This window comes from Mycobacterium sp. Dal123C01 (genome assembly GCF_052566995.1).
In genome coordinates this window covers 5587871-5611068 of the sequence record NZ_CP199580.1, presented here as the reverse complement: position 1 = coordinate 5611068, position 23198 = coordinate 5587871, and the positions used below count along the sequence as shown (strand labels likewise).

At 65.8% G+C, this 23198-nt stretch carries 26 protein-coding genes; 12 read left to right on the top strand and 14 right to left on the bottom strand.

Annotated elements, in window-relative coordinates:
• Positions 1 to 2: 2 nt before the first annotated feature.
• From ACTXG5_RS26250 to ACTXG5_RS26220, 7 genes are all read right to left on the bottom strand, one after another.
• Positions 3 to 629: an SAM-dependent methyltransferase gene (locus tag ACTXG5_RS26250; RefSeq protein WP_445161562.1), complete on the bottom strand. Its 627-nt coding sequence runs from the start codon at positions 627 to 629 to the stop codon at positions 3 to 5.
• On the bottom strand, positions 626 to 1396 hold the full coding sequence (locus ACTXG5_RS26245) for a PIG-L deacetylase family protein (RefSeq protein ID WP_445161561.1): 771 nt from the start codon (positions 1394 to 1396) through the stop codon (positions 626 to 628). Before ACTXG5_RS26245 ends, ACTXG5_RS26250 begins: the two co-directional genes overlap by 4 nt.
• A complete protein-coding gene (locus ACTXG5_RS26240; protein ID WP_445161560.1) occupies positions 1393 to 2349 on the bottom strand; it encodes an acyl-CoA dehydrogenase in 957 nt (318 codons plus the stop codon). Before ACTXG5_RS26240 ends, ACTXG5_RS26245 begins: the two co-directional genes overlap by 4 nt.
• Positions 2346 to 3068, bottom strand: coding sequence for a glycosyltransferase (locus tag ACTXG5_RS26235; protein ID WP_445161559.1), 723 nt, complete (start codon positions 3066 to 3068; stop codon positions 2346 to 2348). Before ACTXG5_RS26235 ends, ACTXG5_RS26240 begins: the two co-directional genes overlap by 4 nt.
• 217 nt (positions 3069 to 3285) lie before the next feature.
• Positions 3286 to 3543 (bottom strand): DUF7218 family protein, encoded by a 258-nt coding sequence (locus ACTXG5_RS26230; RefSeq protein ID WP_445164602.1) that lies wholly within the window; start codon positions 3541 to 3543, stop codon positions 3286 to 3288.
• A gap of 88 nt (positions 3544 to 3631) precedes the next feature.
• Positions 3632 to 4681: a DNA topoisomerase IB gene (locus tag ACTXG5_RS26225; RefSeq protein ID WP_445161558.1), complete on the bottom strand. Its 1050-nt coding sequence runs from the start codon at positions 4679 to 4681 to the stop codon at positions 3632 to 3634.
• Positions 4682 to 4810: 129 nt separating this feature from the next.
• Positions 4811 to 5209, bottom strand: a complete 399-nt coding sequence (locus ACTXG5_RS26220) for a heme-binding protein (protein WP_445161557.1) — start codon at positions 5207 to 5209, stop codon at positions 4811 to 4813.
• A gap of 364 nt (positions 5210 to 5573) precedes the next feature.
• Here ACTXG5_RS26220 and ACTXG5_RS26215 point away from each other — a divergent pair, with 364 nt between their 5' ends.
• Positions 5574 to 6008, top strand: coding sequence for an SRPBCC family protein (locus tag ACTXG5_RS26215; RefSeq protein ID WP_445161556.1), 435 nt, complete (start codon positions 5574 to 5576; stop codon positions 6006 to 6008).
• 28 nt (positions 6009 to 6036) lie between these two features.
• Here ACTXG5_RS26215 and ACTXG5_RS26210 read toward each other — a convergent pair whose 3' ends face one another.
• From ACTXG5_RS26210 to ACTXG5_RS26200, 3 genes are read right to left on the bottom strand one after another with little or no spacing between them, the layout of a single operon-like run.
• On the bottom strand, positions 6037 to 6384 hold the full coding sequence (locus tag ACTXG5_RS26210) for a hypothetical protein (protein ID WP_445161555.1): 348 nt from the start codon (positions 6382 to 6384) through the stop codon (positions 6037 to 6039).
• 25 nt (positions 6385 to 6409) lie between these two features.
• Positions 6410 to 7114 (bottom strand): TetR/AcrR family transcriptional regulator, encoded by a 705-nt coding sequence (locus ACTXG5_RS26205; protein ID WP_445161554.1) that lies wholly within the window; start codon positions 7112 to 7114, stop codon positions 6410 to 6412.
• The gene (locus tag ACTXG5_RS26200; protein WP_445161553.1) at positions 7098 to 7550 is read right to left on the bottom strand and encodes a hypothetical protein; all 453 of its coding nucleotides are present in this window, start codon (positions 7548 to 7550) and stop codon (positions 7098 to 7100) included. Before ACTXG5_RS26200 ends, ACTXG5_RS26205 begins: the two co-directional genes overlap by 17 nt.
• A gap of 114 nt (positions 7551 to 7664) precedes the next feature.
• Here ACTXG5_RS26200 and ACTXG5_RS26195 point away from each other — a divergent pair, with 114 nt between their 5' ends.
• A complete protein-coding gene (locus ACTXG5_RS26195) occupies positions 7665 to 8531 on the top strand; it encodes a helix-turn-helix domain-containing protein (protein ID WP_445161552.1) in 867 nt (288 codons plus the stop codon).
• Between the two features lie 2 nt (positions 8532 to 8533).
• Here the strand turns inward: ACTXG5_RS26195 and ACTXG5_RS26190 are convergent, their stop codons facing one another.
• A complete protein-coding gene (locus ACTXG5_RS26190; RefSeq protein ID WP_445161551.1) occupies positions 8534 to 9877 on the bottom strand; it encodes a flavin monoamine oxidase family protein in 1344 nt (447 codons plus the stop codon).
• Between the two features lie 217 nt (positions 9878 to 10094).
• Between ACTXG5_RS26190 and ACTXG5_RS26185 the strand changes: the two genes are divergently transcribed.
• A complete protein-coding gene (locus ACTXG5_RS26185) occupies positions 10095 to 11054 on the top strand; it encodes an alpha/beta fold hydrolase (protein WP_445161550.1) in 960 nt (319 codons plus the stop codon).
• Here ACTXG5_RS26185 and ACTXG5_RS26180 read toward each other — a convergent pair.
• Positions 11049 to 12395, bottom strand: coding sequence for a flavin monoamine oxidase family protein (locus tag ACTXG5_RS26180; protein ID WP_445161549.1), 1347 nt, complete (start codon positions 12393 to 12395; stop codon positions 11049 to 11051). The genes ACTXG5_RS26185 and ACTXG5_RS26180 overlap by 6 nt on opposite strands.
• Positions 12396 to 12580: 185 nt before the next feature.
• On the opposite strand from ACTXG5_RS26180, the gene ACTXG5_RS26175 reads away from it, so the two are divergent.
• Together ACTXG5_RS26175 and ACTXG5_RS26170 are read left to right on the top strand one after the other, a co-directional pair.
• Entirely contained in the window at positions 12581 to 13819 is a 1239-nt protein-coding gene (locus ACTXG5_RS26175; protein WP_445164601.1) for an MFS transporter, read from the top strand.
• Between the two features lie 5 nt (positions 13820 to 13824).
• Positions 13825 to 15195 carry an LLM class flavin-dependent oxidoreductase gene (locus ACTXG5_RS26170; RefSeq protein WP_445161548.1) on the top strand — a complete coding sequence of 457 codons (1371 nt, stop codon included), beginning with the start codon at positions 13825 to 13827 and terminating at the stop codon, positions 15193 to 15195.
• Here the strand turns inward: ACTXG5_RS26170 and ACTXG5_RS26165 are convergent.
• Complete coding sequence (locus ACTXG5_RS26165) at positions 15178 to 16293, bottom strand: hypothetical protein (RefSeq protein ID WP_445161547.1); 1116 nt, start codon at positions 16291 to 16293, stop codon at positions 15178 to 15180. The two genes, ACTXG5_RS26170 and ACTXG5_RS26165, sit on opposite strands and share 18 nt — an antisense overlap.
• Positions 16293 to 17426: a phosphotransferase family protein gene (locus tag ACTXG5_RS26160; protein WP_445161546.1), complete on the bottom strand. Its 1134-nt coding sequence runs from the start codon at positions 17424 to 17426 to the stop codon at positions 16293 to 16295. The genes ACTXG5_RS26165 and ACTXG5_RS26160 overlap by 1 nt, the downstream gene beginning before the upstream one ends.
• A 58-nt stretch (positions 17427 to 17484) precedes the next feature.
• Between ACTXG5_RS26160 and ACTXG5_RS26155 the strand changes: the two genes are divergently transcribed.
• The 7 genes from ACTXG5_RS26155 to ACTXG5_RS26125 all read left to right on the top strand — a co-directional run bounded on the left by ACTXG5_RS26155 (position 17485) and on the right by ACTXG5_RS26125 (position 23192).
• Entirely contained in the window at positions 17485 to 18087 is a 603-nt protein-coding gene (locus ACTXG5_RS26155) for a TetR/AcrR family transcriptional regulator (RefSeq protein ID WP_445161545.1), read from the top strand.
• Positions 18084 to 18953 carry an SDR family NAD(P)-dependent oxidoreductase gene (locus ACTXG5_RS26150; protein WP_445161544.1) on the top strand — a complete coding sequence of 290 codons (870 nt, stop codon included), beginning with the start codon at positions 18084 to 18086 and terminating at the stop codon, positions 18951 to 18953. The genes ACTXG5_RS26155 and ACTXG5_RS26150 overlap by 4 nt, the downstream gene beginning before the upstream one ends.
• Before the next feature lie 114 nt (positions 18954 to 19067).
• Positions 19068 to 20000 (top strand): DUF4129 domain-containing protein, encoded by a 933-nt coding sequence (locus ACTXG5_RS26145; RefSeq protein WP_445161543.1) that lies wholly within the window; start codon positions 19068 to 19070, stop codon positions 19998 to 20000.
• Positions 19997 to 20479, top strand: coding sequence for a hypothetical protein (locus ACTXG5_RS26140; RefSeq protein WP_445161542.1), 483 nt, complete (start codon positions 19997 to 19999; stop codon positions 20477 to 20479). The genes ACTXG5_RS26145 and ACTXG5_RS26140 overlap by 4 nt, the downstream gene beginning before the upstream one ends.
• A gap of 26 nt (positions 20480 to 20505) precedes the next feature.
• The gene (locus ACTXG5_RS26135; protein WP_445164600.1) at positions 20506 to 21468 is read left to right on the top strand and encodes an AAA family ATPase; all 963 of its coding nucleotides are present in this window, start codon (positions 20506 to 20508) and stop codon (positions 21466 to 21468) included.
• 6 nt (positions 21469 to 21474) lie between these two features.
• A complete protein-coding gene (locus tag ACTXG5_RS26130; protein WP_445161541.1) occupies positions 21475 to 22740 on the top strand; it encodes a DUF58 domain-containing protein in 1266 nt (421 codons plus the stop codon).
• A gap of 2 nt (positions 22741 to 22742) precedes the next feature.
• Positions 22743 to 23192 (top strand): hypothetical protein, encoded by a 450-nt coding sequence (locus ACTXG5_RS26125; RefSeq protein ID WP_445161540.1) that lies wholly within the window; start codon positions 22743 to 22745, stop codon positions 23190 to 23192.
• Positions 23193 to 23198: the final 6 nt, after the last annotated feature.

Genomic DNA, 23198 nt, shown 5'->3' with positions numbered 1-23198 from the left:
GGCTATTGCGCTCCGGGCACTCCTTCTCGAGCCGCCACGGACCGGCCATCGTCCGTGTCGAACACCTCAACGACAACGTCGCGGTCCCGGTAGCGCCCCAGCGATGTCAGTCCCGGTGTTCGCGCAATGATGGCGTGGGCCGCGTCACCGGTGAGCGGATAGTCGGCCACGGGGTGGCGCCAATGTGCGGCAACCACATTCGCGCCCGGCTGCAACCGGGCGCATTCACGGCCCAACACCTCGGCCAACGTGTGCGCCTCCAGATAATAGGCGACCTCGCTGAGCACCAGCAGATCGAAGGGACCGGCCGGCCATGCCGCGTCCAGAGATGACCTGGCCAGCGTTACCCGGTCTCGGCAGCCAGCCTCCCGCAGCCGCGTATCGGCGCCCCGCACCGCGGCATCGGCCACGTCCACAGCGGTCACGCGGTCGCAACGCTCGGCCAGCAATGCCGTCAGAGTCCCGATCGAACAGCCGGGCTCAAACGCGTTCTGGTACCGGCGATTCGGCAATAGCGCCAACGTAATGGCGTACTTGCGCTGTTCGTACCACCGCGATGACAGCTGCCAGGGGTCGTCAGTGTCGGCATACATCTGGTCGAAGTAGGTATCGGGCAGCCGCGTGCTCACCGGAACACCACCTCTCCCACCGCCATCAGACGCGGTAGCACGAACGGCGGCAGCACGGGTGGCGAGTCGGGTCGCGACTCGAACTGGCTGCGAAAGCACTGCGCGGCATCGCGTTTGCGGATAAGCGCCCAGTCGGACAGGGGCACCGCGTGGGCGCGGTCCCACGGCACCGCCGAATCAGCGGGGGCGGCCCAGTGCCACATCCAAATTGGGTATTCCAGCAGTTCTGCGCCGGCGCGTGCACACGCCGACGCCGCGGCACGTCCAGCGGCCTCGTGGTCGGGGTGTCCGTCGCCCCGCCAAGTAGCGGCGCACCAGGGACGGGGCGCAATACCCTCGAGGATCTGTGCAAGCAAACTGGTGACCAGGCCCTCGTGCTCGGCCAGCTGCCCGTCCGGCAATCCGAGCGAGATAGGCGCAGGAGCTCCCAAAATCCTTGTTGCTCTCCGCAATTCGTGCCTTCGTGTCGTTTCCAAACGAATCCTGCCTGACGATGTCGCACCGGGTTGGGCGGCGCCACCGTCACTAACCGACACCACCTGGACCGGGACACCAGAGGCGGCAAGTTGTGCGATAGTCGCGCCCAGGCCGAGAGTTTCGTCATCGGGGTGAGCCGCGACGACGACCAGACCTGGACACGTGCTCAGATCCACTAGGGGCAAGGGTTGCTGGCGGAGGCCGGCCATCCATACCGGTGCCGGCGTGCCGCTGCCGGTCAGCGGCCGAGCCGCAAACCTGGCGCAGTTGCCTGTCGTTGCGGTCCTCATTTTGTCCTCACCCCCTGGTGCCCGGCCAGCCGTCCGAGCTCGGCCAGATCCCGCTCGGCGTGGCTTTGTCGTATGTAGATGCTCAAGTCGGCCACCCGCTGGGCGTGCCTACCGTCCTGGCACAACGGGCCAGGTCCCAGCGCACGGCCGGTGCGGGTGATGGCTTCGTCGGCCGCGTGTTCCACGATTGCGCGAATGCGCCGGGCCAGCAGTTGAGCGCTATCGGCCCGGTCGAACGGATCGGCATCGATCTGGGCGGCCACCGCGTCCAGCATCGCGTCACCTGAGGCAAGCGCGGCGTCCACCGCGCCCAGGTGCGCCAGCGAGTACGCGTCAGCGGATTCGCTGCCGGCACAGCGATATAGCGGCTCGGCCACCCTACGCGCGCCGCCGAGCCAGCACGCGGCCACACCGATTGCTCCGTGCCAGAACCCCGGCCGATCAAGGTAGTCGCCCGGATCCCCGACGGCGACAGCGTGTGCGTTGGTGAATTGCACCGGGCGAGTGTCGCTGCCGGCCATGCCGGCGTTCCACCAGGTGCTGGGTAACGCTTTGACGGCGGGGTCGATCAGCGTCACCGCGAACAGGCCCCGGCGTTTGTCGTCGAGCCGGGCGGTCACCAGCGCGTGCGTGCAAAACCCTGCCCCTGAGCACCACACCTTGGTGCCACTCAGCGTGAAGGCGCCCCCGCCGACGTCGGTGGCCCGCAGCACCGCGTCAGCCGATTCGGCTGCCCATACGCCCCACAGCTGGCCGGCGTCGGGCGGTTTGCCGCCCAGCTCATGAAGTATCGCGACGGCGTCAGCATGGGCCTCGGCGATCCGGGCGGCCACGATGTCTTCTTCGGCAAGTAGCGACAGACGTTGCCAGCGCTCCCTCGTGCGCCCCGACGCGGGCAGTGGCAATTCGAGTCGTCCCGAATCCAGCCAGTGTTTTACCAACCCCGCAGTCACGCGCAATCACCCGCCGCCGATCTCCCCAGTTGCCGGAGGTAATGCGCGAATCCGCGCGGGGCCCGGGCTCGGGTTCGCGCCGACGTAACGACCGACAATTCGGTGTCTCGGTGTATGCGATAGCCAGCGGCCTCGAACCGCTCGACCAGGTCGACATCCTCACCACAAGGCAGCGCACGAAAGCCGCCGACCCGCCAGTAAGCCCGGGCGCTGAACCCCATGTTCGCGCCGTGGATGTGCCCGTGCTGGCCGTTCGCATCTGGCGGGTCCGCTTGGTAGGCCTGCACATAGCGATCGACGACCTCGGTGGAATGGTGGCGCCAGTTGGTAATGCGGACCACGCCCAGCGCCATGTCTGTGCCGAGCTCCAGCTGGTGGATCAGCCAGCCGGGGTCCACCCGACTGTCGGCATCGGTGGTGGCATACCAGCATTCGTCATCCGCGCACAGCGAGCGCCCATACCCGAAGCCGGCCGCGCGCGCGGCACCGACATTGCGAACGTCAAGGCTGACGAAATGCACGTCGGGCCCGTACCGGCCGGCCAACCCTGCGCTGTCGTCGTCACTGGCGTCCAGCACTACCACGATCGAGACCGGAATCGGTACACACAGACTCGCGGTCAACAGGGCACGCAAACACGCGGGGAGTTCTGCCTTTTCGTTGTGGGCAGGAACCACCACAACTGCCCGGTCGTAGATGCGGAGTGCTGGCGCTGACATAAATTGCGATTGCCCATTTCGCCGCCACTTAAACAGATGACAAATGACGAACGGTCCGGGTTGACCACCCTGCCGGCCGGGTAGTCCTATCGTTTCGCATTCGCCGGTAGCTATGCGTTGTGGGCTACGGCGCACCCGAACACCGCCACGATGTTGATCTGGCCGTTCGGGCGGTCCGTGAACGGCTTGGCCTCGTCGGCTGAATGCCGCTGCAGATTCAGTGATTGCGCAGTTTGGCGACCAACTTGTCCTTCGTCAGGCCCGAATACCCCGATATGCCAAGTTCTTTGGCGCGCTTCTTCAGTTCTGGCACTGTCCAGTCGGTGTAGGAACCCGACTTGCCACCCTTGCGGGCGACAGACGACTTACCCCGCGCGGCGGCGGCGTTGGAAATGCGCGCGGACTTTTCCTCGGAGTTGCCCTCCTTGCGCAGCTCGCGATACATCTTTTCGTTCTTGATCGACGGGTTCGGCACGATGCTCACCCTCCTGTGTTCGATAGGACGCTGTTTCGCGAGGATGCCCCGCCGAAGGGCGATGAAACCCACGTGCCGGAAATCTGAATCAAGCGCTTTGCGCCAGGACGGGCGATACACTGTCGCGCTTGGCGACTCGTCGGATCAGCATGCGGGTGGCTTTCTCCCGTATTTCCTGGGCGGCGTCGGGGCGACGGGCACGGTCAGCGCGCTGCGCGGCTGCCGCGATGGTGAGTCCCTGCTCATACCCGGTAACGACACGTGGATCCACGTAAGAGCCGCGCGCCACCGCCGGAGTGTTGCCCAGCTCCTCGGCGACCTCCCGCATGACAGCCGCCTCAACGCGTTTGACGACCCGCTGCGATACGGGAGGGTCCGCGTCCACGAACGCCGCAGCGCCCAGCACCGTGCCGTGCCAGGTCCGCAGGTCTTTCACGGTGTAGTCGTCGCCGACGAGCTCCTTGAACCGGGTGTTGAGGTCGTCAGCGCGAAGGTCCACCCAGCCCGATGAGGTGCGACACGACAGCAATCGCTCCGCGCGGTCGGGACGGCGCATCAGCGCACGCACCGCACGGATCACCTCGGCGTCTTCGATTTCCACGGTGCGCCGCACCCCGCTCTTGGCGGGAAAGTCGAACTCGACCGCCTCACCGCGCAGCGTTACGTGCTCACACAGCAGGGTGGCCATTCCGTAGGACTCGTGTTCATCGGCGTACTGTTCGCCGCCCGCGCGGAAGTATCCGCGATCAAGCAGCCGTAATGCCAACGCCAGCACCCGCTTCCGCGTCAGGCCGCGGCGCGCGAGGTCGGCAGCGAGGTGGGCCCGGAACTCCGGTAATCGTGTGGACATTTCCAGGACGCGGTCGAACTTCTCCTCGGCGCGCTCCTGCTGCCAGGCGGCATGGTAGAGATACTGGCGACGTCCGGCCACGTCGGTCCCGACAGCCTGAATGTGGCCATTCGGGTGCGGCGAGATCCACACCTTCTTCCATGCCGGTGGAATCACCAGTTCTTTGATCCGCTGCTGGGTGTCTTCGTCGACCAGCACGTCGCCGTCCGGCCCGTAATAGGCGAAACCCTTGCCTCGGCGTTTGCGGGCGATTCCAGGCTGGCTGAGGGCACTTCGACGCAGCCGCATGTTCACCTCCAGTCCCGTTGGCTGACTGGGAATTACCCGCCCACGGGGCGATTTACACCGGTGATGTTGTTTGCCGCCAAATACAAAACGACCCGCCACGACTTTGTGGCGGGTCGTTGCTGGCAGAAATTAGCCAGCCATGAACTCGTGGTAGGCCGATTCCAGATTCCCTGGCAGCGCCGACACATTGCACTGACGCTCGGTGTCGCCGATCGGAGAAAGAATGCCGCGCAGGTCGTAGTACTCCTGCGGGTGAGCGGTGAAGTAGCCGCGCAGGTTGGACGCGGCCTCGGGCCGTGGCTGGCTGTAGGCAGCCGTTACCACCTGGTTGGCGCCCGGGTGAGCGGCGAGATACTGCTCGGCCGCACCCTGCGCCGAGGAAACCGTGGCGTTGACACCTGCCGGGCTGCAGTCGGGTGCGGCGACCGCTGACGGCGCAGCGACGACACTCATGGCCATTCCCCCGAGCAGGCAGCCGGCGCTGATGCCGGCGATTCGCCGACGCGCGACGATACTGCTGAAATTCATGATCTGTGTTGTCCTTCGGATCGATCCGAATTGATTCGCGGGGATTCCCGATTCCCCGAAATCCAACGTAGCTGAGACAAACAGGGGAACCCCCTGGCCGGCGCGTGCAGCTAACAGTCGAATCGGCGGTTATGCCTCGTGGCGACCAGCCCGTCCAGTCAACGCCCGCGAGCCGTGATCAAATCGTTACTAGCTGAAGGAGGTACCAGCAAACTCCCTTTAGGACTGTAGCTGGCTGCGATTGCGACGTTTCTATGTCACCGCAAAGATATCCGCCGTTGCCCGCGAGCGCACCGCTGCGCCGGTAGGCCCGGCGTCTAACATGGCCTGAGGTCGATGCCGTTACCGCCAGCCGGGAGATGTGATGGTCGAAATTCACTTGGAACGCACGATCGCAGCACCTGTGGAACAGGTCTTCGACTGGCTGGGCGACCCGGTCAATTTGGCCGCCGCTCCGCTGGCTCTGAAGGGGAAGTGGGCCAAGGGCACGTCGGGCCCCGGCGTGGGGTCGGTGCGCGAGGTGATCGGGGTCGGCACCTGGTTCCGGGAAGAAATCACGGCCTACGACCCGCCACACAGCTACACCTACCTGATCGTCAAGTCTTTCCCGCCGTTCAATCACGAGGGCGGCACCCTGACCTTTACCGCGGCAGGCGATAAGACGCACGTCGATTGGCTGACCAACTACACCCATCCGGCGGCGGCGGGCGGCAAAGTGCTGGAGGCGGCCAGTCGCCGGATGCTGCGTTCGAGTTTCCTCGCGATCCTCAACGCGTGCGCGAAGGCGCTCGAGAAGTAGCACCGAGTTCACCGCTTTAGCGCGCGCATCAATGATGCGGAACGACGGAGTTGGCCAGCTGTGCGCCAATGACGACCGCGACGATGATCAGCACCAGCGCCGCGGTCGGCCACACCCACATGACCCGCTTGCGCGCCGCGGCGAAGATGATGCCGCCGACGGCAATTATCGCCGCGACCCCGACACCACCCCACGTCACGGCGTAAGCCCAATCGAGCCCGGACGTGTCGCAGTTATGCGAGCAGGAATCGGTGGCCATCACGAAAAAGAAGGAAAACGAAACCGAAAGCGCGCCCGCGATCGCGGCGAGCGCGAACATGATGATCGTGGCGATGGTGTCGCCCGTCGAGCGCCGGTTTGACTGCGATGTCGTCATGTGACAGCTATGCCCAATTCGCGCCTCAGTAATCGCGCGGCAAGGCCGCGACCATCATGTCGACCTGTGCGCGGCTGAGCACGGTGATGCTCCCGTCGGGTAGTCCGAGCACCCGGTCGACGGCCAACCCATGCAGCCGGAATCTGTCGGTCAACACATCGATGGCGCGCTGCCTGGCAGGCTCATCGGTGGCATCGATGAGCTGAACCACTTTGGAATTGATGCGTGCGGCAAGGCCCTGGATCATGTCGGCGACACCTTCGGCGTCGAAGGTGTGGAAGACGCCCTCGGCCACTCCATCGGCGATCAACCGCGTCAGCAGCGGGCGCGCCAGATCTTCGCTCGCCGCAATGATGCGCCCGTACAGGTGCGCGTTCTCGGGTCGCAGCAGCGAGACCATCGCCGCCAACTGCTCGGGCGTCCCCATCTGCATCTTCACCTCAAAACCAGCCTGCAACAGCGCGTTGAGTCGATCCAGGGCGCTGCCGTGGCAGCCGGCAGTCGCCACCTCGATGGCCGCGAGTTGATCGCGGGCGCTGCGTTCGGCCAGCGTCGTGATGAGCGCATCCTTCGACGGAAACCAATGGTAGAAGGCGCCTTTGGAAACGCCGGCATCCGCGATCAGATCGTTGAGGCTGACATTGTCGTAGCCGCGCGCAACGAAGAGCGCCGCGGCGCGGTCCAAAATCTCGGCGCGGCGAATGTCGGGATGCTTAACTACCCGCGGCATCTGGCCGATCCTGCTCGGCGGGCTTGGCGACCCAACCCACGTAGGTCAGGTACAGGCCGATCAAGGCCAGCCCGGCAAAAATGGCGCGCACCAGCGGAAGAGCATTTTGCTCTAAGGACTTGCCGGCAGAGTCGTAGACGTCGGGAATCGCCAGGATGAATATCCCGCGGATAGCGAGAAACCACCCCAGCAGCGACACCAAAACTGCTGCGACACTTCGCCAATACTGGTGAAAGGCGATGATAACGCTGCCCCACATCAGCAGCAGCGCACCCAGCTCCCACTGCCACATCGGATCAGTGCTGAATTCACGCAACAGCACCGGCATCTGCGACGACGCGCGCACGGCGATGATGGACGGCACGATCAGAAAGAACGGCCCAAACGCGCGCGCGAACATCCGGGTACGGATCTGCGATTGGTCTGGCTGACTCATTGCTACCTCCACTTTCGGACGTTCAGACGATAACCGACCAGTGGTCGGTATGCAAGACCACTGGTCGGTTCGTCGCCAACGGATGTTTGCCCGCTATCGGGGTATTCGGGGGAGATGGACATTGCCAAGGACATCAAGGACTTCTTGATGACCCGGCGGGCGAGAATCACCCCCGAGCAGGTCGGGCTGCCGCCAGGCGGGCGACGGCGGGTGCCCGGACTGCGGCGCGAAGAGGTCGCGGGCCTGGCCGGCGTGAGCATCGAGTACTACACGCAGATCGAGCGGGGACACGTGGCCGGCGTGTCCGACGATGTCCTGCGTGCTGTCGCTCGAGCACTGCAACTCGGTGAAGCGGAGGAAGCGCACTTGTTCGATCTTGTCCGTGCCGTCACCGGCAAGGTCGATCGAACCCGATTGCCGCGCCGCACGGGACCTGCCATCCCCGATGGTGTGCAGGCATTGCTGGACAGCATGCTCACCGCGCCGGCGATCGTGATCAACGGCCACCTCGATCTCGTGGCTGCCAATGCGCTCGGGCGTGCGCTGTATGCGCCCGTCTTCGCTCAAGCGAAGGCGACGCCGAATCTGGCCCGGTTCATATTCTTCGATGCCGCTGCCGAGCAGTTCTTTCCCGAGTGGGCCCGCGAAGCTGAGGATGTCGTTGCGCTGCTGCGGGCCGAAGCGGCACGCTCGCCTGACTCACCGGCTGTTGGCCGCCTTATCGATGAGCTAGCAACCCGCAGCGAACAATTCCGCACCAGCTGGGCGGCCCACAACGTCAAAGCGCATCACCACGGTGTCAAGCGATTCCGGCATTCCGAAGTCGGTGAGATGTCGCTGACTTACCACGTTTTCGACATCACCAGCGTGGCCGGGCTGTCCTTGATTGGCCATACCGCCGAACCGCATTCACGATCTGACGAAGCATTGCGCTTACTCGCCAGCTGGAAAACTACTGAACCTCTTGATATTTCGCGCTGACGCTAGCCTTTCAAGCGGTGCATCAGTTGGTCGGCGGCGTTCCGGCCGCTGAGCACGGCGCCGATCACGGTGGACGGATTCTTGACATCGACCGCCTCGCCCGCCAGGTAAAGCCGGTCGCTGATCGGTTCCTGCAGGCGACGGCGGTCGTCGAGCCCGGAACCGGGCGCGTGGAATGAGTAGCTGCCCCGCGCATACGGGTCGGTGCTCCAATTCGATGTCCGGACCTCCACCGGCGAGATGTCGCCGCCAAAAAGCTGGTGAGCGATCGGCAGGGCCCGGGCCGTCACATCGGCGGCCGACGACGACTCCACCGACCTGCCGCGGTCGCCGGCATTGAATGCCACCACGATCGGCCCGGCGGCGCTCGACAGGCTGAACCACTGCGCCCACGCGCCCGGGTCGGTGCCCAGGAATAGATAGAAGGCGTTGTCTGTCTTCCACGTTCGCCGGTTGAATCGGAAGAAACTTTTGGACAGCACGCCGAATCCCAGCGCGTTCACTGCGCGGGTATGTCCCTCGGGCAGTGGCGGGTCGAAGGCTATCGAACCGGCTTTGAGCACCCCGAGGGGCACGGTGACGATCGCGGCGGGCCCTTCGAACGATTGGTTTCCGGCGTGCACGACGACGGAGTCGTCGCGTCGCGCGATCGCGGTGACCGGCGTCTTGTAGACGACCTGAAGTCCGTCGGCGAGCAGCTTCGGCAGGGCGTCGTAGCCGTTCGTGATGACGGCCTGGTCGCCCTCGGCGTAGTCGCCGGTGTCAAATGTCGTGGCGGAGAGCTGGTCTGCTCCGGCCGCGTATTCGTCCTCGATCTCGGTGGCGACGAAGAACGCCAGCTGGGCGCGGTCCGAGGAGGAAAGCTCTTCGCGTTTGGCCGCGGCGTCGACGGCCGCGCCGAGACTCCCGCCGTTGACACGGTCACAAGCCCGCTCAACGAACGTGCGCCACGCGTCGGGGTCGTAGTCCATGGGCGAGAGGTGGGGATCCACCGCGAGCTTGGCCCACCCGTAATAGTCGGTCGGGATGACCTGGGCCTGCGCCTTGCGGGCCAGTTCCATCATCGGATCGTTGGCCGTGCCGTGGATCCACGACGCGCCCATCTCGATCGGCACGCCCCAATCGCGGTTGGTATAGACGCGGCCGCCGATACGATCGCGGGCTTCGATCAGGCGCACCGGCCATCCCGCGTCGACGAGACTGCGCGCAGCAGCCAGGCCAGCCATGCCGGCGCCGACGATGAGGACCGACTTGGTGTCCGCTTTGATCTCCGGGGGCGGCGGTGGAGGCGCCGAATGGTGGCCCGGGGTGCAGGCGGCCACCAGCCCACCAGTGACCGTGCTCATCGTTGCTGTGAGCACCGCCCGACGGGACATCGGGGACATGACAGTTAGCCTCTCACACGGTAACCGGGGCGGGGTGGCGGTTTGGTCGTACCGGCAAATTGTGTGCTGCTATTCGGCGCGCGGGTTTGGCCGAATTGCCTAGTTGGACACAGGCGCGGGGATAAGATCTCGGCATCCGGAGTGCGGCGGCGTGGCCGTGTTCGAGGGGGGAGCGGCGATGAGTGCTCGGCGATCGACTCGTGTGGCTGCCCGACTGCCCGACGTATTACCGCCGAGCCGCACTCTGACCGTCCGCGCGGTCGACGGCATCCCGTTGCACGCGGAAGTCTTCGGGCCGCCCGACGGCTATCCGATTGTGTTGACGCACGGCATCACCTGCGCGATACGGGCGTGGGCGTACCAGATCGCCGACCTGGCCACCGATTACCGGGTGATCGCATTCGACCACCGCGGCCACGGCCGAAGCGGAGTTCCGCGGCGCTGCGGCTATAGCCTCAAACACCTTGCGTCCGACCTGGATTGCGTGTTGGAGGCAACGGTGGCACCGCATGAGCGCGCCGTGCTGGCCGGGCACTCGATGGGTGGCATCGCGATCGCCGCGTGGTCGGCGCGCTACCGCCATAAAGTCCACCGGCGCGTTGATGCCGTCGCGCTGATCAACACGACCACCGGCGACCTAGTGCGCCAGGTGAAACTGTTTCCGGTGCCGGGCCAGTTGTCGCCGGCTCGAGTGCAGGCCGCGCGCGGCCTGATCAACGTGTTCGGTGGGTTCCCGATTCCGGCGGCGGCGCTGCTCGCCAGTCGTTCTTTTGTCGCGATGCTGGCGGTCGGAAAAGACGCCGACCCGAGTGCCGCGAAACTCGTCCATGAGTTGTTCGCCCAGACATCCCCGGCCGGGCGCGGGGGTTGCGCGAGGATGCTCGTCGAATCGCTGGGCTCGCAGTATCTCGACCTGTCCGGGTTGACGGTGCCGACCCTGGTCATCGGCAGCGAACGCGATCGGCTGACGCCGATCAGCCAGTCCCGCGAGATCGCCCGGACCGCGCCCAACGTCGTCGACCTTGTCGAGTTGCCCGGCGGTCACTGCTCGATGCTGGAACACCCCCATGAGGTCAGCCGCCAGCTGCGTTTACTGGCCGAATCCGTCACCCTGCGGGTCGCGCAGATCAGCTCATAGCCGGGCGGTGACCTCGGCGGCCGCTCGCCGGCCGGACCTGATGGCGCCGTCGAGGAACCCGGTCCATTCGTCTGCGGTCTCGGTCCCGGCCCAGTGAATCGGCCCGACCGGTTCATGTAGCCACGGCCCGAACCGCGTCCAGGACTTCGGTGGTACTGCCGCGGTCGGGCCGCCCGGAGCGAAATCCTCTGTGCCCCAACGATGATCCACATAATCAAGCGGTGTGAGCGCCTCGTCGCCGAACAGCGACGCGAAGCAGCGCAACGCGTCACGGCGGCGTTGGTCGGTGGGCAGCGAGTCGAACGCCCGGGCGTCGACAAAGCCCATCAGGATGCCCGGCCCGTCGGCCTGCGGGCTGACGTCGAAGGTGATGAACACCGGCCCCCGGTCGGAGAGCGCTTGCCCCGAGAATCCGTTGGCGCGCCAGAACGGCGTCGAATACGCGGCGAAGGCCTTGCTGAGCCGGCCTTGCGGCCATTGCGCGGCCAGCTGTTGGTACTCAGTGGGCAGCGGGGGAGTGAACTCGACGGACGCACGATGGGCCGGCGGGATCGCGACGATGACGAACCCGGCGTCCGCCCGGCCAAGATCGGACGTGACCGTGACGCCCGAACCGTGCCGCTCGATGCGGCGGACCGGCGCGTTCAGCACGACGCGGGTGCCTAGTTCGTCCGCCGCCGCCTGGGCGATCTGCTGTGTTCCGCCGGGGAAATGGTCCTGCTGGGCGCCATTCTCGACGTCGAGCAGCCGGTCCAGGCCGCCTGCGGCGCGTACGTAGCGCGCGGCGTGCAGCATCGACACGTCGTCGAGTTCGCATCCCCAGGTCACCCGGGCCATGATGGCCATCAGGTCGCGAGACGAGGCGGTGGCGCGTACCGAGCGCAGCCACTCTCCGAACGACAGGCCGTCAAGCTGGTGGGCGCGGCGCGCCTGCCACGGTGCGTCCACCGGAATGTCGCGGGCAATTCTTTCGAATTGCCAACGCAGCCGGCCGATGTCGAGCAACACCGTCAACGAAAGTTTGGGGATGGTGCCGAGGTATGAGCGCGTCCTGTCACGCCAGTGGATGACGTTCTTGCCGTCGTGGTGGGCAGGCGTGGTCGGGATCGCAAGCTCGGCTGCCAGCGCCAGCACGGCGTCTTGGGTGGGGCCGACGAATGCGCCGCCCATATCCACCGGCAATCCTGCGACGCTGCCGGTAAACGAACGCCCGCCGACCCGATCCCGGCCCTCGAAAACGACCACGTCGAGACCCTGTGTCGTCAGCTCTCGTGCCGCCGCAAGGCCGGCAAAGCCAGCACCGACCACCACCACATCGACAGTCCAGGACGGCGTCGTCACGCCCTATAGTGAACCGCATTGTCACGCGCCAGCGGTAGGGTGGTCCGCGCAGACGTTCGCATCACGGCGATGGCAACCGTATGTCGACGTCGACGCCGTGGCTAATCTGCGATCGCGTGATCATCACTGAGCCGACCGCTACTGCCGACACCAGAACACAACTACGAACCGTAGCTCTGGGCGCCATGGTCGGCACCACAAACGAGTGGTACGACTTCTATCTGTACGCCACGGCGTCGGCGCTCGTATTCAAACCGCTGTTCTTTCCTCATATTTCGTCGACGGCCGGGACATTGGCGTCCTTTGCCACCTACGCGGCAGGGTTCGGGGCCCGGCCAATCGGTGCCGTGGTGTCGGGCCACTTCGGGGACCGGTTGGGGCGCAAGGCCGTTTTGGTGGTCGCCTTGCTGACGATGGGCCTTGTCACGACCGCGATCGGGCTGCTGCCCACCTACGCCGAGGAGGGGCTGCTCGCACCGGCGCTGCTGGCGGCGCTGCGTGTGCTGCAAGGGCTGGCCGTGGGCGCCGAGTGGGGCGGCGCGGCGGTGTTATCGGTAGAGCATGCACCCCCCGGCCGCCGGGGGCTGTTCGGCAGCTTCACCCAGCTCGGGTCTCCCGCCGGTATGTTGCTGGCGACGTCGGTGTTTTATCTGACCCGCAAGGCTTGCGGTGATGCCGCGTTCCTGTCGTTCGGATGGCGAATTCCCTTCCTGTTGAGTGCCATTCTGGTGGCGATCGGGCTGTTCATCCGGCTGCGGCTGACCGACGCCGCGGTTTTCGGCCGCCTCAAGCAACGCGATGAGCTGGTGCGCCTGCCGGTACTGGAGGTGCTGCGCAGCCGGCCACGTAATGTGTTGATTACCACCGGGTTACGAATGTCGCAGATAGCTTTGTTTGTGTTGCTGACCACGTATTCGCTTACTTACCTGCAAGATTCGTTTGGCAAGGGTAGTGGGGTCGGTTTGATCGCGGTGCTGATATCGTCTGCCGTCGGATTGGTCAGCACCCCGGGCTGGGCGCTGCTGTCCGATCGGTTCGGCCGACGGCCACCGTATATGTTCGGCGCGCTGGCCGGGGTCGTGGCTCTGGTGTTGTTCTTCGTGGCCGCGGCAAGCGGGTCGGCGATTGCGGTGATGCTCGCGATTGTGTTCGGCGTCAACGTTGTTCACGACGCGATGTATGGTCCGCAGGCCGCCTGGTTCGCGGAGCTCTTCGACACCCGGGTGCGTTACAGTGGGTCGTCGCTGGGTTATCAGATTGGAGCCGTGCTGTCGGGCGGGTTCGCGCCGTTGATCGCGGCGGCTCTGCTGGTCGCCGGTGGCGGTAGGCCGTGGTTGATCGTGGGGTACTTCGCGGTGCTGACTGCAATCACAGTCGCCGCGGCCTACGCGGCACGGGAAACATATGCCGATCAGATCGAATGAGTGCGATGAGCAGGATCTATCTCAATGCCTTCGACATGGCCTGCGTCGGGCACCAGTCGGCGGGGCTGTGGCGTCACCCTGAGGATCAGGGTTATCGGTATCGCGAACTCGGCTATTGGACGGAATTGGCCCGAATCCTGGAAGCGGGCGGCTTCGATGCGCTGTTCCTCGCCGACGTGCTCGGCGTCTACGACGTGTACGGCGCCTCTCGCGACGCCGCAGTCCTCGACGCTGCCCAGTTCCCGGTCAACGACCCGACCGCGGCCGTTTCGGCGATGGCTGCGGTGACCGAGACCCTCGGCTTCGGGAGCACCCTGTCGCTGACCTACGAGCAGCCTTATGCGCTGGCGCGCAGGCTGTCGACGCTGGATCACCTCACCGGCGGACGGGTGGCGTGGAACATCGTCACCTCCTACCTGGACAGTGCCGCACGTAACCTCGGCCTGGACGCCCAGATCCCGCACGACCAGCGCTACGAGATCGCCGACGAGTATCTCGAGGTCTGCTACAAGCTCTGGGAAGCGTCGTGGGAATCCGGTGCTGTCGTGCGCGACGCCGAGCGCGGCGTCTTCACCGACCCGGCGAAGGTGCACGACATCGAACACAAGGGCCGGTATTTCTCCGTCCCGGGGCCACATTTATGCGAACCGTCGCCGCAGCGCACGCCGGTACTGTTCCAGGCCGGCGCTTCGCCGCGGGGTGTCAGATTCGCCGCCGCCAACGCCGAGGCTGCGTTCATCTCCGGCCCGACTCCGCAGATCGTGCGCGGCCCGGTCCGGGCGCTGCGGGAGGCCGCTGCCGAGTTGGGCCGAGACCCTCGCTCTATCAAGGTGTTCACGATGGTCACTCCCATCGTCGCGGAAACCCACGAGCAGGCCGTCGCCAAGCTGGCCGAATACCGCCAGTTCGTCAGCACCACAGGTGCGTTGGCTCTCTTCGGCGGCTGGACTGGGGTGGACCTGGCCGAGCTTGGTGACGATGATCCACTGCGCTACAGCGAGACCGACGCCAACCGGTCCGCGCTTGCCTCCTTCACCACCGACGAGCGGACCTGGACGGCGCGGGAACTGGCCGAAGAGATCGGTATCGGCGGTCGCGGCCCGGTGCTGGTGGGTTCGGCCACCGAGGTCGCCGACGAACTCGAGCGCTGGGTCGACGAAGCCGATGTCGACGGCTTCAACCTCGCCTACGTGACGACCCCGGGCACCTTCGTGGACTTCGCGAGACTGGTTGTGCCCGAACTGCGTCGCCGCGGACGGGTGCCAGAACACGTCCCGCGGTCCACGTTGCGTGAACGGCTGGGTGGCTCCGGGCCGCTATTGCCCAACGATCATCCCGGGGCGAGTTACCGAAATCGACTACGGCGCAACCGTTAACCAGTCGGCGAACCCGGAAGGGTCGTGGCGGCCCAGCGCCCCATGCTCGTAGAGGCCCCAGCCCTCGACCGGCTCCTTGTCGCCCTCGCGGCAGACCGCGCGGCCGACATGGTCGATCACCCCGAAGCCGGATCGTCCGATGACCGCCGGGTCCGTCATGTTGTACGTCAGGCGTTCGGCGAACTTCTCGCCTTTCCACACGCCGTGCACCCAGTCCACGTCGCCGCCGTAGCCGCCGCCGACGTGGATGGGTACCGGGAGTTTGGACTCGACGTCGAAGTGGATGGGCGTGCCGTCAGGAGTGGTGGCGTCGATCGTGGCGGCGGTTGGAATGCGGGTACCGGAACGGTAGTGGATTTTGACCCGTGGCCAGCCCAGCTGCTCGACCCGGCCGTCGCGCCAGATCCGGGTGCAGTCGTTGAGCGAGCGAAACCCGTCGGGCTCCTCCTGGATGATCAACACGATGGCGAAATCGTCGAAAGCCATTGGCACGTATAGCCACCACATGCCCTCAAAGGGCGGATCGGCCGGCCGTCCGGCCGGCTCGGTCTCACCGATCGGCCGGATGCCCCACGACCGGTCGCGGCTGCCGAGCCAGGTGTTGGGGTCGACCACGATTTCTTCGCCGTCGACGACGAGGTGGCCGCTCCAGGTACCGAGCTGGGCGAACCGCTGCGCGTTCAGCGTGACACGGTTGCCGGACCGAAGGATGTGCGGCTGTTCCTGGACGACGTCGAACAGCCCCTGCCAGGTGAGATCGGCTGCAATGCCTTCGGTTTCGTCGAGAACTACCCGAAGCTTGTGCAGTGGTTCGATGACCTCGAGGCGGTAGCCGTTGACGTGCTGGTTGAGCCGGTCTTGATCGATGGCGTCCGAAACGTGCACCGCGGTCTGGGTATCCCCGCGCCTGATGAGCACGAACGCGTCCTTCACGCCGAGGTTGGGGTAGTAGCCAATACCGCTGATCAAAAAGATGTTTCCGGTACGGTCGTGGGCGTTGAAGTAGGACCGATCGTAAAAGTTGCGGTCCGAGGAGCCGGGCCATGCGATCGGCTGGGGAATCTGATGTACCGGGAACTCGTCGAGCGGTCCGAGCATTACTGATCCTCTCCGATAAGGCGTTTCATCAATCCGGCGTGGTAGAACAGCGACTCGACGTCGTCGGGCTTTTCGGTTTCTCCGAAGTGCACGCGCCGTGCACCCGTGCGCATGAACACGCAGGCCCACATCACACCCGAGTACACATAGAACCAGCGCAGGTCGCCAACTTCGGCGCCGGTGAGTCGCTCGTAGGTGGCGCGGACGTCGTCCTCGCGCATCACCTCGGGCAGCCCGGGAAGCCCTGCAAGGCCGGTGAGCTCCTGAAACACCATGTGCGCGTAGATCATCCATGCGACATCGAGCTCGCGCGGACCAAGGGTCACCATCTCCCAGTCCAGGACCGCCACCGGCTGGAAGTCGCGGTATAAGACGTTGCCCACGCGAGCGTCACCCCACAGCAGCACCGGTTCGCGCGCGGCCACCTCCGTCGGCCAGTTGTCTTCCAGCCACTCAAATGTTCGTTCCAGCAGCGGTGATTGGCCGATGTCCGGTACGGCGAAGTCGTACCAACTCCGTACCCAGTTGTAGTGCCGGCGCAGCGCGGTATCGCCGTGGCCGTCGGACAGGTATCCAAACGTGCTCTGCGCATCGGGAATTGAATGCAGCTTCGCCAACACCCCGACGGTGGCGTCCTGAAGCTCGCGCTGCCGCTCGACGGGTGCATCGGCGAACCAGTTGTCGCCGAACGTATAGGGCATGACATCGGGCGGTACCACACCGTCGACGTAGTCCATCACGAAGAAGGGTGTGCCCAGGACGTCCCCGCTGGGCTCGAGCCAGCGCACCGACGGAACGGGAACGTCGGTGATTTCGCCGACCTTGCGTATCACTTCGAATTGGTGATCAAGCCGATAGGTGGGGAAGACCTGCACATCCTCGGCGCTGGGCGCGACCCGCGTCACCAGCTTCTGCTCGATCGACTGTCCGCCGTCGCGCCAACGCGCGGTCAGGATGATGGTCTCTGAGGACATGCCCGTCGAGTCCACGCCGCTTTCGACGGTGACATCTGGCGTCGCGCCGGCGGGGAGGACGGTGGACAGCCATTTCGACAGCACCGCCGGCAACGTCGTCACATCGCGGCTGGAGCGCTGCAGTCGGTCGACGTTATCGAGCACGGGTTCATTGGCCACGAGGTGCCCCCATTCTTTGAGACTTATGCGCGGCAATTACGATACGGTAGGTAGCGTTATGAAAGCAGACCCGTCCGACCTTGACAAGGCCCCAGGTGCTGGGCGCCCCAGGGATCCGCGCATTGACTCTGCCATCCTTTCGGCGACCGCGGAACTGCTGGTGGAAATCGGCTATTCGAACCTCACCCTGGCCGCCGTTGCCGAGCGGGCCGGCACCACGAAATCGGCGCTGTATCGCCGATGGTCGAGCAAGGCGGAATTGGTGCACGAAGCGGCGTTTCCGACCGCGCCCAGCGCGCTGGAAGCCCCGGCCGGCGACTTTTCCGCCGATCTGCGGATGATGATCGAGGCGACGCGCGATGTGTTCACCACCCCGGTGGTGCGGGCCGCGTTGACCGGACTGGTGGCCGATATGACGGCCGATCCCGAACTCAACGCAAGGGTGATGTCGCGCTTCAGCGACCTGTTCACCGCGGTACGGGTGCGGCTGCGCGAGGCCGTCGATCGAGGTGAAGCGCATCCCGATGTGGACCCGGACCGATTGATCGAGTTGATTGGGGGAGCGACGATGCTCCGGATGCTGCTGCGCCCGGACGACAAGCTGGATGACGCTTGGGTGGATCAGACCACCGCGATCGTCGTGCATGGGGTGACGCGATGACGCAGCGCCTTTCGGGGCGGGTCGCGGTTGTCACCGGCGGCAGCCGCGGCCTGGGCCGGGCGATCGCGCTGGCGCTTGCCGCCGAGGGCGCGGCCGTGGCGGTGGTCGGGCGCACCGAGCAAGTGTGGGATGACCGGCTGCCGGGAACCATCGGTGAGACCGTCGCCGCTATCGAGGCGGCGGGCGGGCGCGCGGTTGCGGTCCGGGCCGACCTGACCGACCGAGACGATGTCGCCCGGTTGGTGGGTGAGGCCCGAGACGCGTTGGGCCCCATCACCGTTCTGGTCAACAATGCGGCCTTCACCGCGCCGGGCCGGCCGCCGGTGGCTGGTGCCGAGCCGCGCGCAAAGCCCGCCCGGCCCGCCGGGGCCGCCAAACCCGGCTGGCCGGGGTTCGTCAGTACGCCCTTGGGCGCATTTCGCCGCCACTTCGACATCGTGGTGTTCGCGGCCTACGAGTTGATGCAGCTGGTGTCCCCGGACATGATCGAAGCCGGCGGCGGCTCGATCATCAACATCACCTCGGTGGCGTCGCGGCTGCCCGGCGACGGACCCTACCCCGAGCGAAGCGGCGGCGTCCTGCCCGGCTATGGCGGATCCAAGGCAGCGCTCGAGCATCTCACCCAGTGTGCGGCGTTCGATCTGGCCGATCACAACATCGCCGTCAACGCACTGTCACCGTCGAAGCCGATCATGACGCCCGGCCTGTCCTACTACGCAACAGCGTTCGATGACACCGCGTCGGAAGATGAATTCGCTCGGGCGGCAGTGCAGTTGGCGCTGGTGGACCCCGCCACCGTGACCGGACGCACGATCGGTCACCACGAGGTTCTCGACGGCAGCTTCCGGCCCTTTACTCCTGCCTAGCGGTTCTCGCTGCGGTCGGAGCGTCTCTTCCTGGCGGAATGGGCACCTGACATGCAAGTATGAGTCGAGCCTGTGCCGCAACGGCAACAGGAAAACCGGCGAGTGGTGTGCCAAATGCCCGATAAGCCGACGGGGCGCGTCGTTGCGCTCATCGTGCTGTTGATCGTCGTTGCCGCTGCCCTGCGCGGATATCTGCCGGTTCGCGATCGCGCGGTGCACGCGGAGTCGGGCAGCGGTCGGGCGGCGCTGCTATTCGTCGTCGTCGCCCTCAGTGCGGCGCTCGCATTGCTGGCGGTTGCGGTCATCGCGCGGTTACGGGATCCACGTGCGGTGGCGCCGAAGACGGCGGATCTCTCCGAAATGCTCGGGACCGGCAGGGGGCGACCGAGCTGGCGCGTGGTGTTGATCGGCTTCGCGGTGATCGCCGCGTGGCTGTTGATTGTGCTGCTGCTGTCCCGATTATCGCTGCCTTTCGGTGTCGCTCCCGTCGAGCACACAGCGGATACCGGCGCGAGTTCGCACGGAGCGGCGCCGCCACAACACCGGCCTCCGCACAACGGCAGCGGCGACATGCTGGGAATTCTGTTGGCCGCCACCGTGCCGATGCTGCTGCTCATCGTCGTGGGCACGGTCATCATGTCGCGGCGACGTTTCCGCGCCGCGACCCTGCACACCCTCGCCGATGACGACACCGGATATCGGCCGCCGACGCGGCATTCGGAATCCCTGGTGCGAGCAGCCGAACTCGGGCTGGCCGAAATGGCGGACCTGAGTCGTGAACCGCGCGAGGCGATCATCGCGTGCTATGCCGCGATGGAACGTGAGCTCGCGAATGTTCCCGGAGCTGCTCCCCAGGCGTTCGACACTCCGACCGAGGTGTTGGCCCGCGCCGTCGAACTCCGTGCGCTGCATATTGATAACGCTGTGCAGTTGGTGCGCCTGTTCGAGGAAGCGCGGTTCAGTCCACATGTGATGAATGAGGGACATCGCGACGTGGCAGTAGACGTGCTTCGGCTGGTTCTCGCCGAGCTTCGGAGCCTGGTATGAAAAGGCTGATATCCCTGGGCGTTTGCTTCATCGTTGGGGCAGAGCTACTAGTGCTGGTCGTGCACGATCGCCGGTTCGTGTTGGTGGCGTCCGGTGTTGCCCTGGCTCTGGTTCTGCTCGACTTCCGTCGGCTCCTGGGACACGCGAGCGATCCCGCGGCCGACTCGGACCCCGATGATATCGGGGATTCGCTACGCCGCTGGCTAGCCACCACGGAGACGACGATCCGGTGGTCTGGGTCCACCCGGGCGGATTGGGATCGGCATTTGCGTCCGATGCTCGCGCGCCGGTACGAAATCGCCACCGGCCAAAGACAACTCAAGGACCCGGTGGCATTTCAGTCGACCGGCCGGATGTTGTTCGGCGCCGAACTGTGGGAATGGGTCAATCCCAACAACGTCACGCGCACTGGTGATCGCCAACCCGGTCCCGGCCGGGCGGTGTTCGAAGAGATCCTCCGGAGGTTGGAGCAGGTATGACAGGGGGCGCCACGATGCCAGCGGCTATGCCGGCTGGTAAGACGACCGAACACTGCGAGGCGGTGCTCGACGAAATCGAACGCGTGGTGGTGGGAAAGCGCTCCGCGCTGACCCTCATCCTGACTGCGGTGCTGGCGCGCGGCCACGTACTCATCGAAGATCTCCCCGGACTGGGTAAGACACTGATCGCGAGATCCTTCGCCGCCGCGTTGGGCCTGCGATTCACCCGGGTGCAGTTCACGCCGGACCTACTGCCGGCCGACCTGCTCGGTTCGACGATCTACGACATGCAGTCGGGCCACTTCGCGTTCCGGGCCGGGCCCGTCTTCACCAACCTGCTGCTCGCCGACGAAATCAACCGCACTCCGCCCAAGACCCAGGCGGCGCTGCTCGAGGCGATGGCCGAAGGCCAGGTCAGCATCGACGGCGAAACCCACAAACTGCCCACGCCATTCATCGTTTTGGCGACCGACAACCCGATCGAGTACGAGGGCACCTACCCGTTACCGGAGGCGCAGCTGGACCGATTCGCGATGCGGCTGGAATTGCGGTACCTGTCCGAGATCGACGAGACCTCGATGCTGCGCCGGCGCCTCGAACGCGGTTCGGCCGAGCCGACGGTCAATCAGGTTGTGGACGCCCATGATCTGCTGGCAATGCGCGAATCGGTCGAGCAGGTGACGGTGCACGAGGACGTTCTGCACTACGTGGTGTCGCTGGCCACTGCCACCCGGCGCCATCCACAGGTTGCGGTGGGCGCCAGCCCGCGTGCCGAACTCGACCTGGTGCAGCTGGCCCGTGCCCGTGCGCTGTTGCTCGGTCGCGATTATGTGATCCCCGAGGATGTCAAGGCTCTGGCCGTCGCGGCGGTCGCGCACCGGATCACCTTGCGGCCGGAGATGTGGGTGCGCAAGATACAGGGCGCCGACGTCGTAGCAGAACTGTTGCGGCGCTTGCCGGTACCCCGAACCAATGAGGGGACCCGATAAGCCGCCGTGAACGGTCGTGAAGTTGAGTTCCGCTGGCGTGCATCGCCATTGACGCGGGCGATCGCGACCTGCGCGGGGGTTGCGCTTGCTGCCGCCGTGATCGGTGCGCACTGGCAGCTCATTGCGTTCGCCGCACCACTGCTCGGCGTACTGTGCTCGATCAGCTGGCAGCACCCAGTGCCCAAGATCCACGTGCGGGGGGAACCGGAATCGCAGCGCTGCTTCGAAGGCGAGCACGCACGGGTGACCCTGTCGGCAACGGCGGAAGCCGGCATGCACAGCGCCTGGGCCGTCGGGCTCACCGTTCCCGCCGTCGAGGGCATGGTCTTCGAAGTTCTCGATTCGGATTCCCCGCACGCGAAAACGGTTGCGGCAGTGGCGGCGCGCTGGGGCCGATACCCGATCCGAGCCCGGATCGATGCGGTCGCGCGGGGCGGGCTGGTCACCGGGACCGCCACCGCCGATGCCGCCGATGTCATCGTGTTTCCGCTGACGCCGCCGCAGTCGACACCAATCCCGCGAACCGAGTTGCTCGACCGCCTCGGCGCTCATCTGACCCGGCATATCGGCCCGGGTGTCGAGTACGCCGATATTCGTCCCTACGTTCCGGGGGACCAACTGCGGGCGGTGAATTGGCCGGTGAGCGCGCGTCGCGGCCAGTTGCACGTGACCGAGCGATTGACCGACCGCGCCGCCGATGTCGTGGTGCTGATCGACGCATACCGGCAGCCGGCCGGCCCGGCGACCGACGCCACCGAACGGGTCGTACGTGGTGCGGCTCAGGTGGTGCAGACCGCGTTGCGCTACGGCGATCGCGCCGGGATTGTCGCGCTGGGAGGTCATCGACCGCGGTGGCTCGGCGCCGACATCGGTCAGCGACAGTTCTATCGTGTGCTCGATACCGTGCTTGGTGCGGGCGACCAATTCGAAAACACCACCGGCACACTGGCGCCGCGCGCGGCGATTCCGGCCGGGGCGATCGTCATCGCGTTTTCCACGCTGCTCGACACGGAATTCGCCCTGGCGCTGATCGATCTGCGCAAACGCGGTCATGTCGTGATCGCCGTCGACACTCTCGATAGTTCTCCGTTCGAAGACGAACAGGACCCTCTGGTGGATCGGCTGTGGGCGTTGCAGCGCTCCGCGATGTACCGCGACATGGCGACCATCGGCGTCGACATCGTCTCCTGGCAGCAGGATCACACCCTGGAGCAGTCGATGGGCGTGCTTCCGGATCGGCACCACCGGGTGCGCGGACGGCTCCGGGGATAGCAATGTCATCCGGCGCGCGATTCGGGGTTCATGCCCTAGCAACGGCATTCGGCGTTCTGATGGTCGGCCTGGCCGCCGTGGGAACCCACGGGCCGGCGGTGGGCGCTGGGGTAGCAGCGCTGGTTGCGGTGGGTATCGGGACGGTATTTCGGCCGGCCGCAACGCTTGCCGTGTTGCTGTCGGTGACCACCATCGTGGTGTCCGATCCGTCGTACGTGTTCGTCGGGCTTTCGGGGCTCTGCGCCGCCGGCTATCTGGTCTGCCGCCACGCGGCCGGGATGCCGAGCGCTGCCGTCATGGCGAGTTGGCCGACAGTTGTTGGTGCCGTTGGGTTTACCTGCGTAGGCATGGTCGCGATGTCGTCCCCGCTGCACTTGCCGTGGGTGCCGTTGGCCGCGCCGCTGGCGGCGTTGGCGATCTACGTGTTGGCTACTCGCCCGTTTTTGGGCTGAGACGGG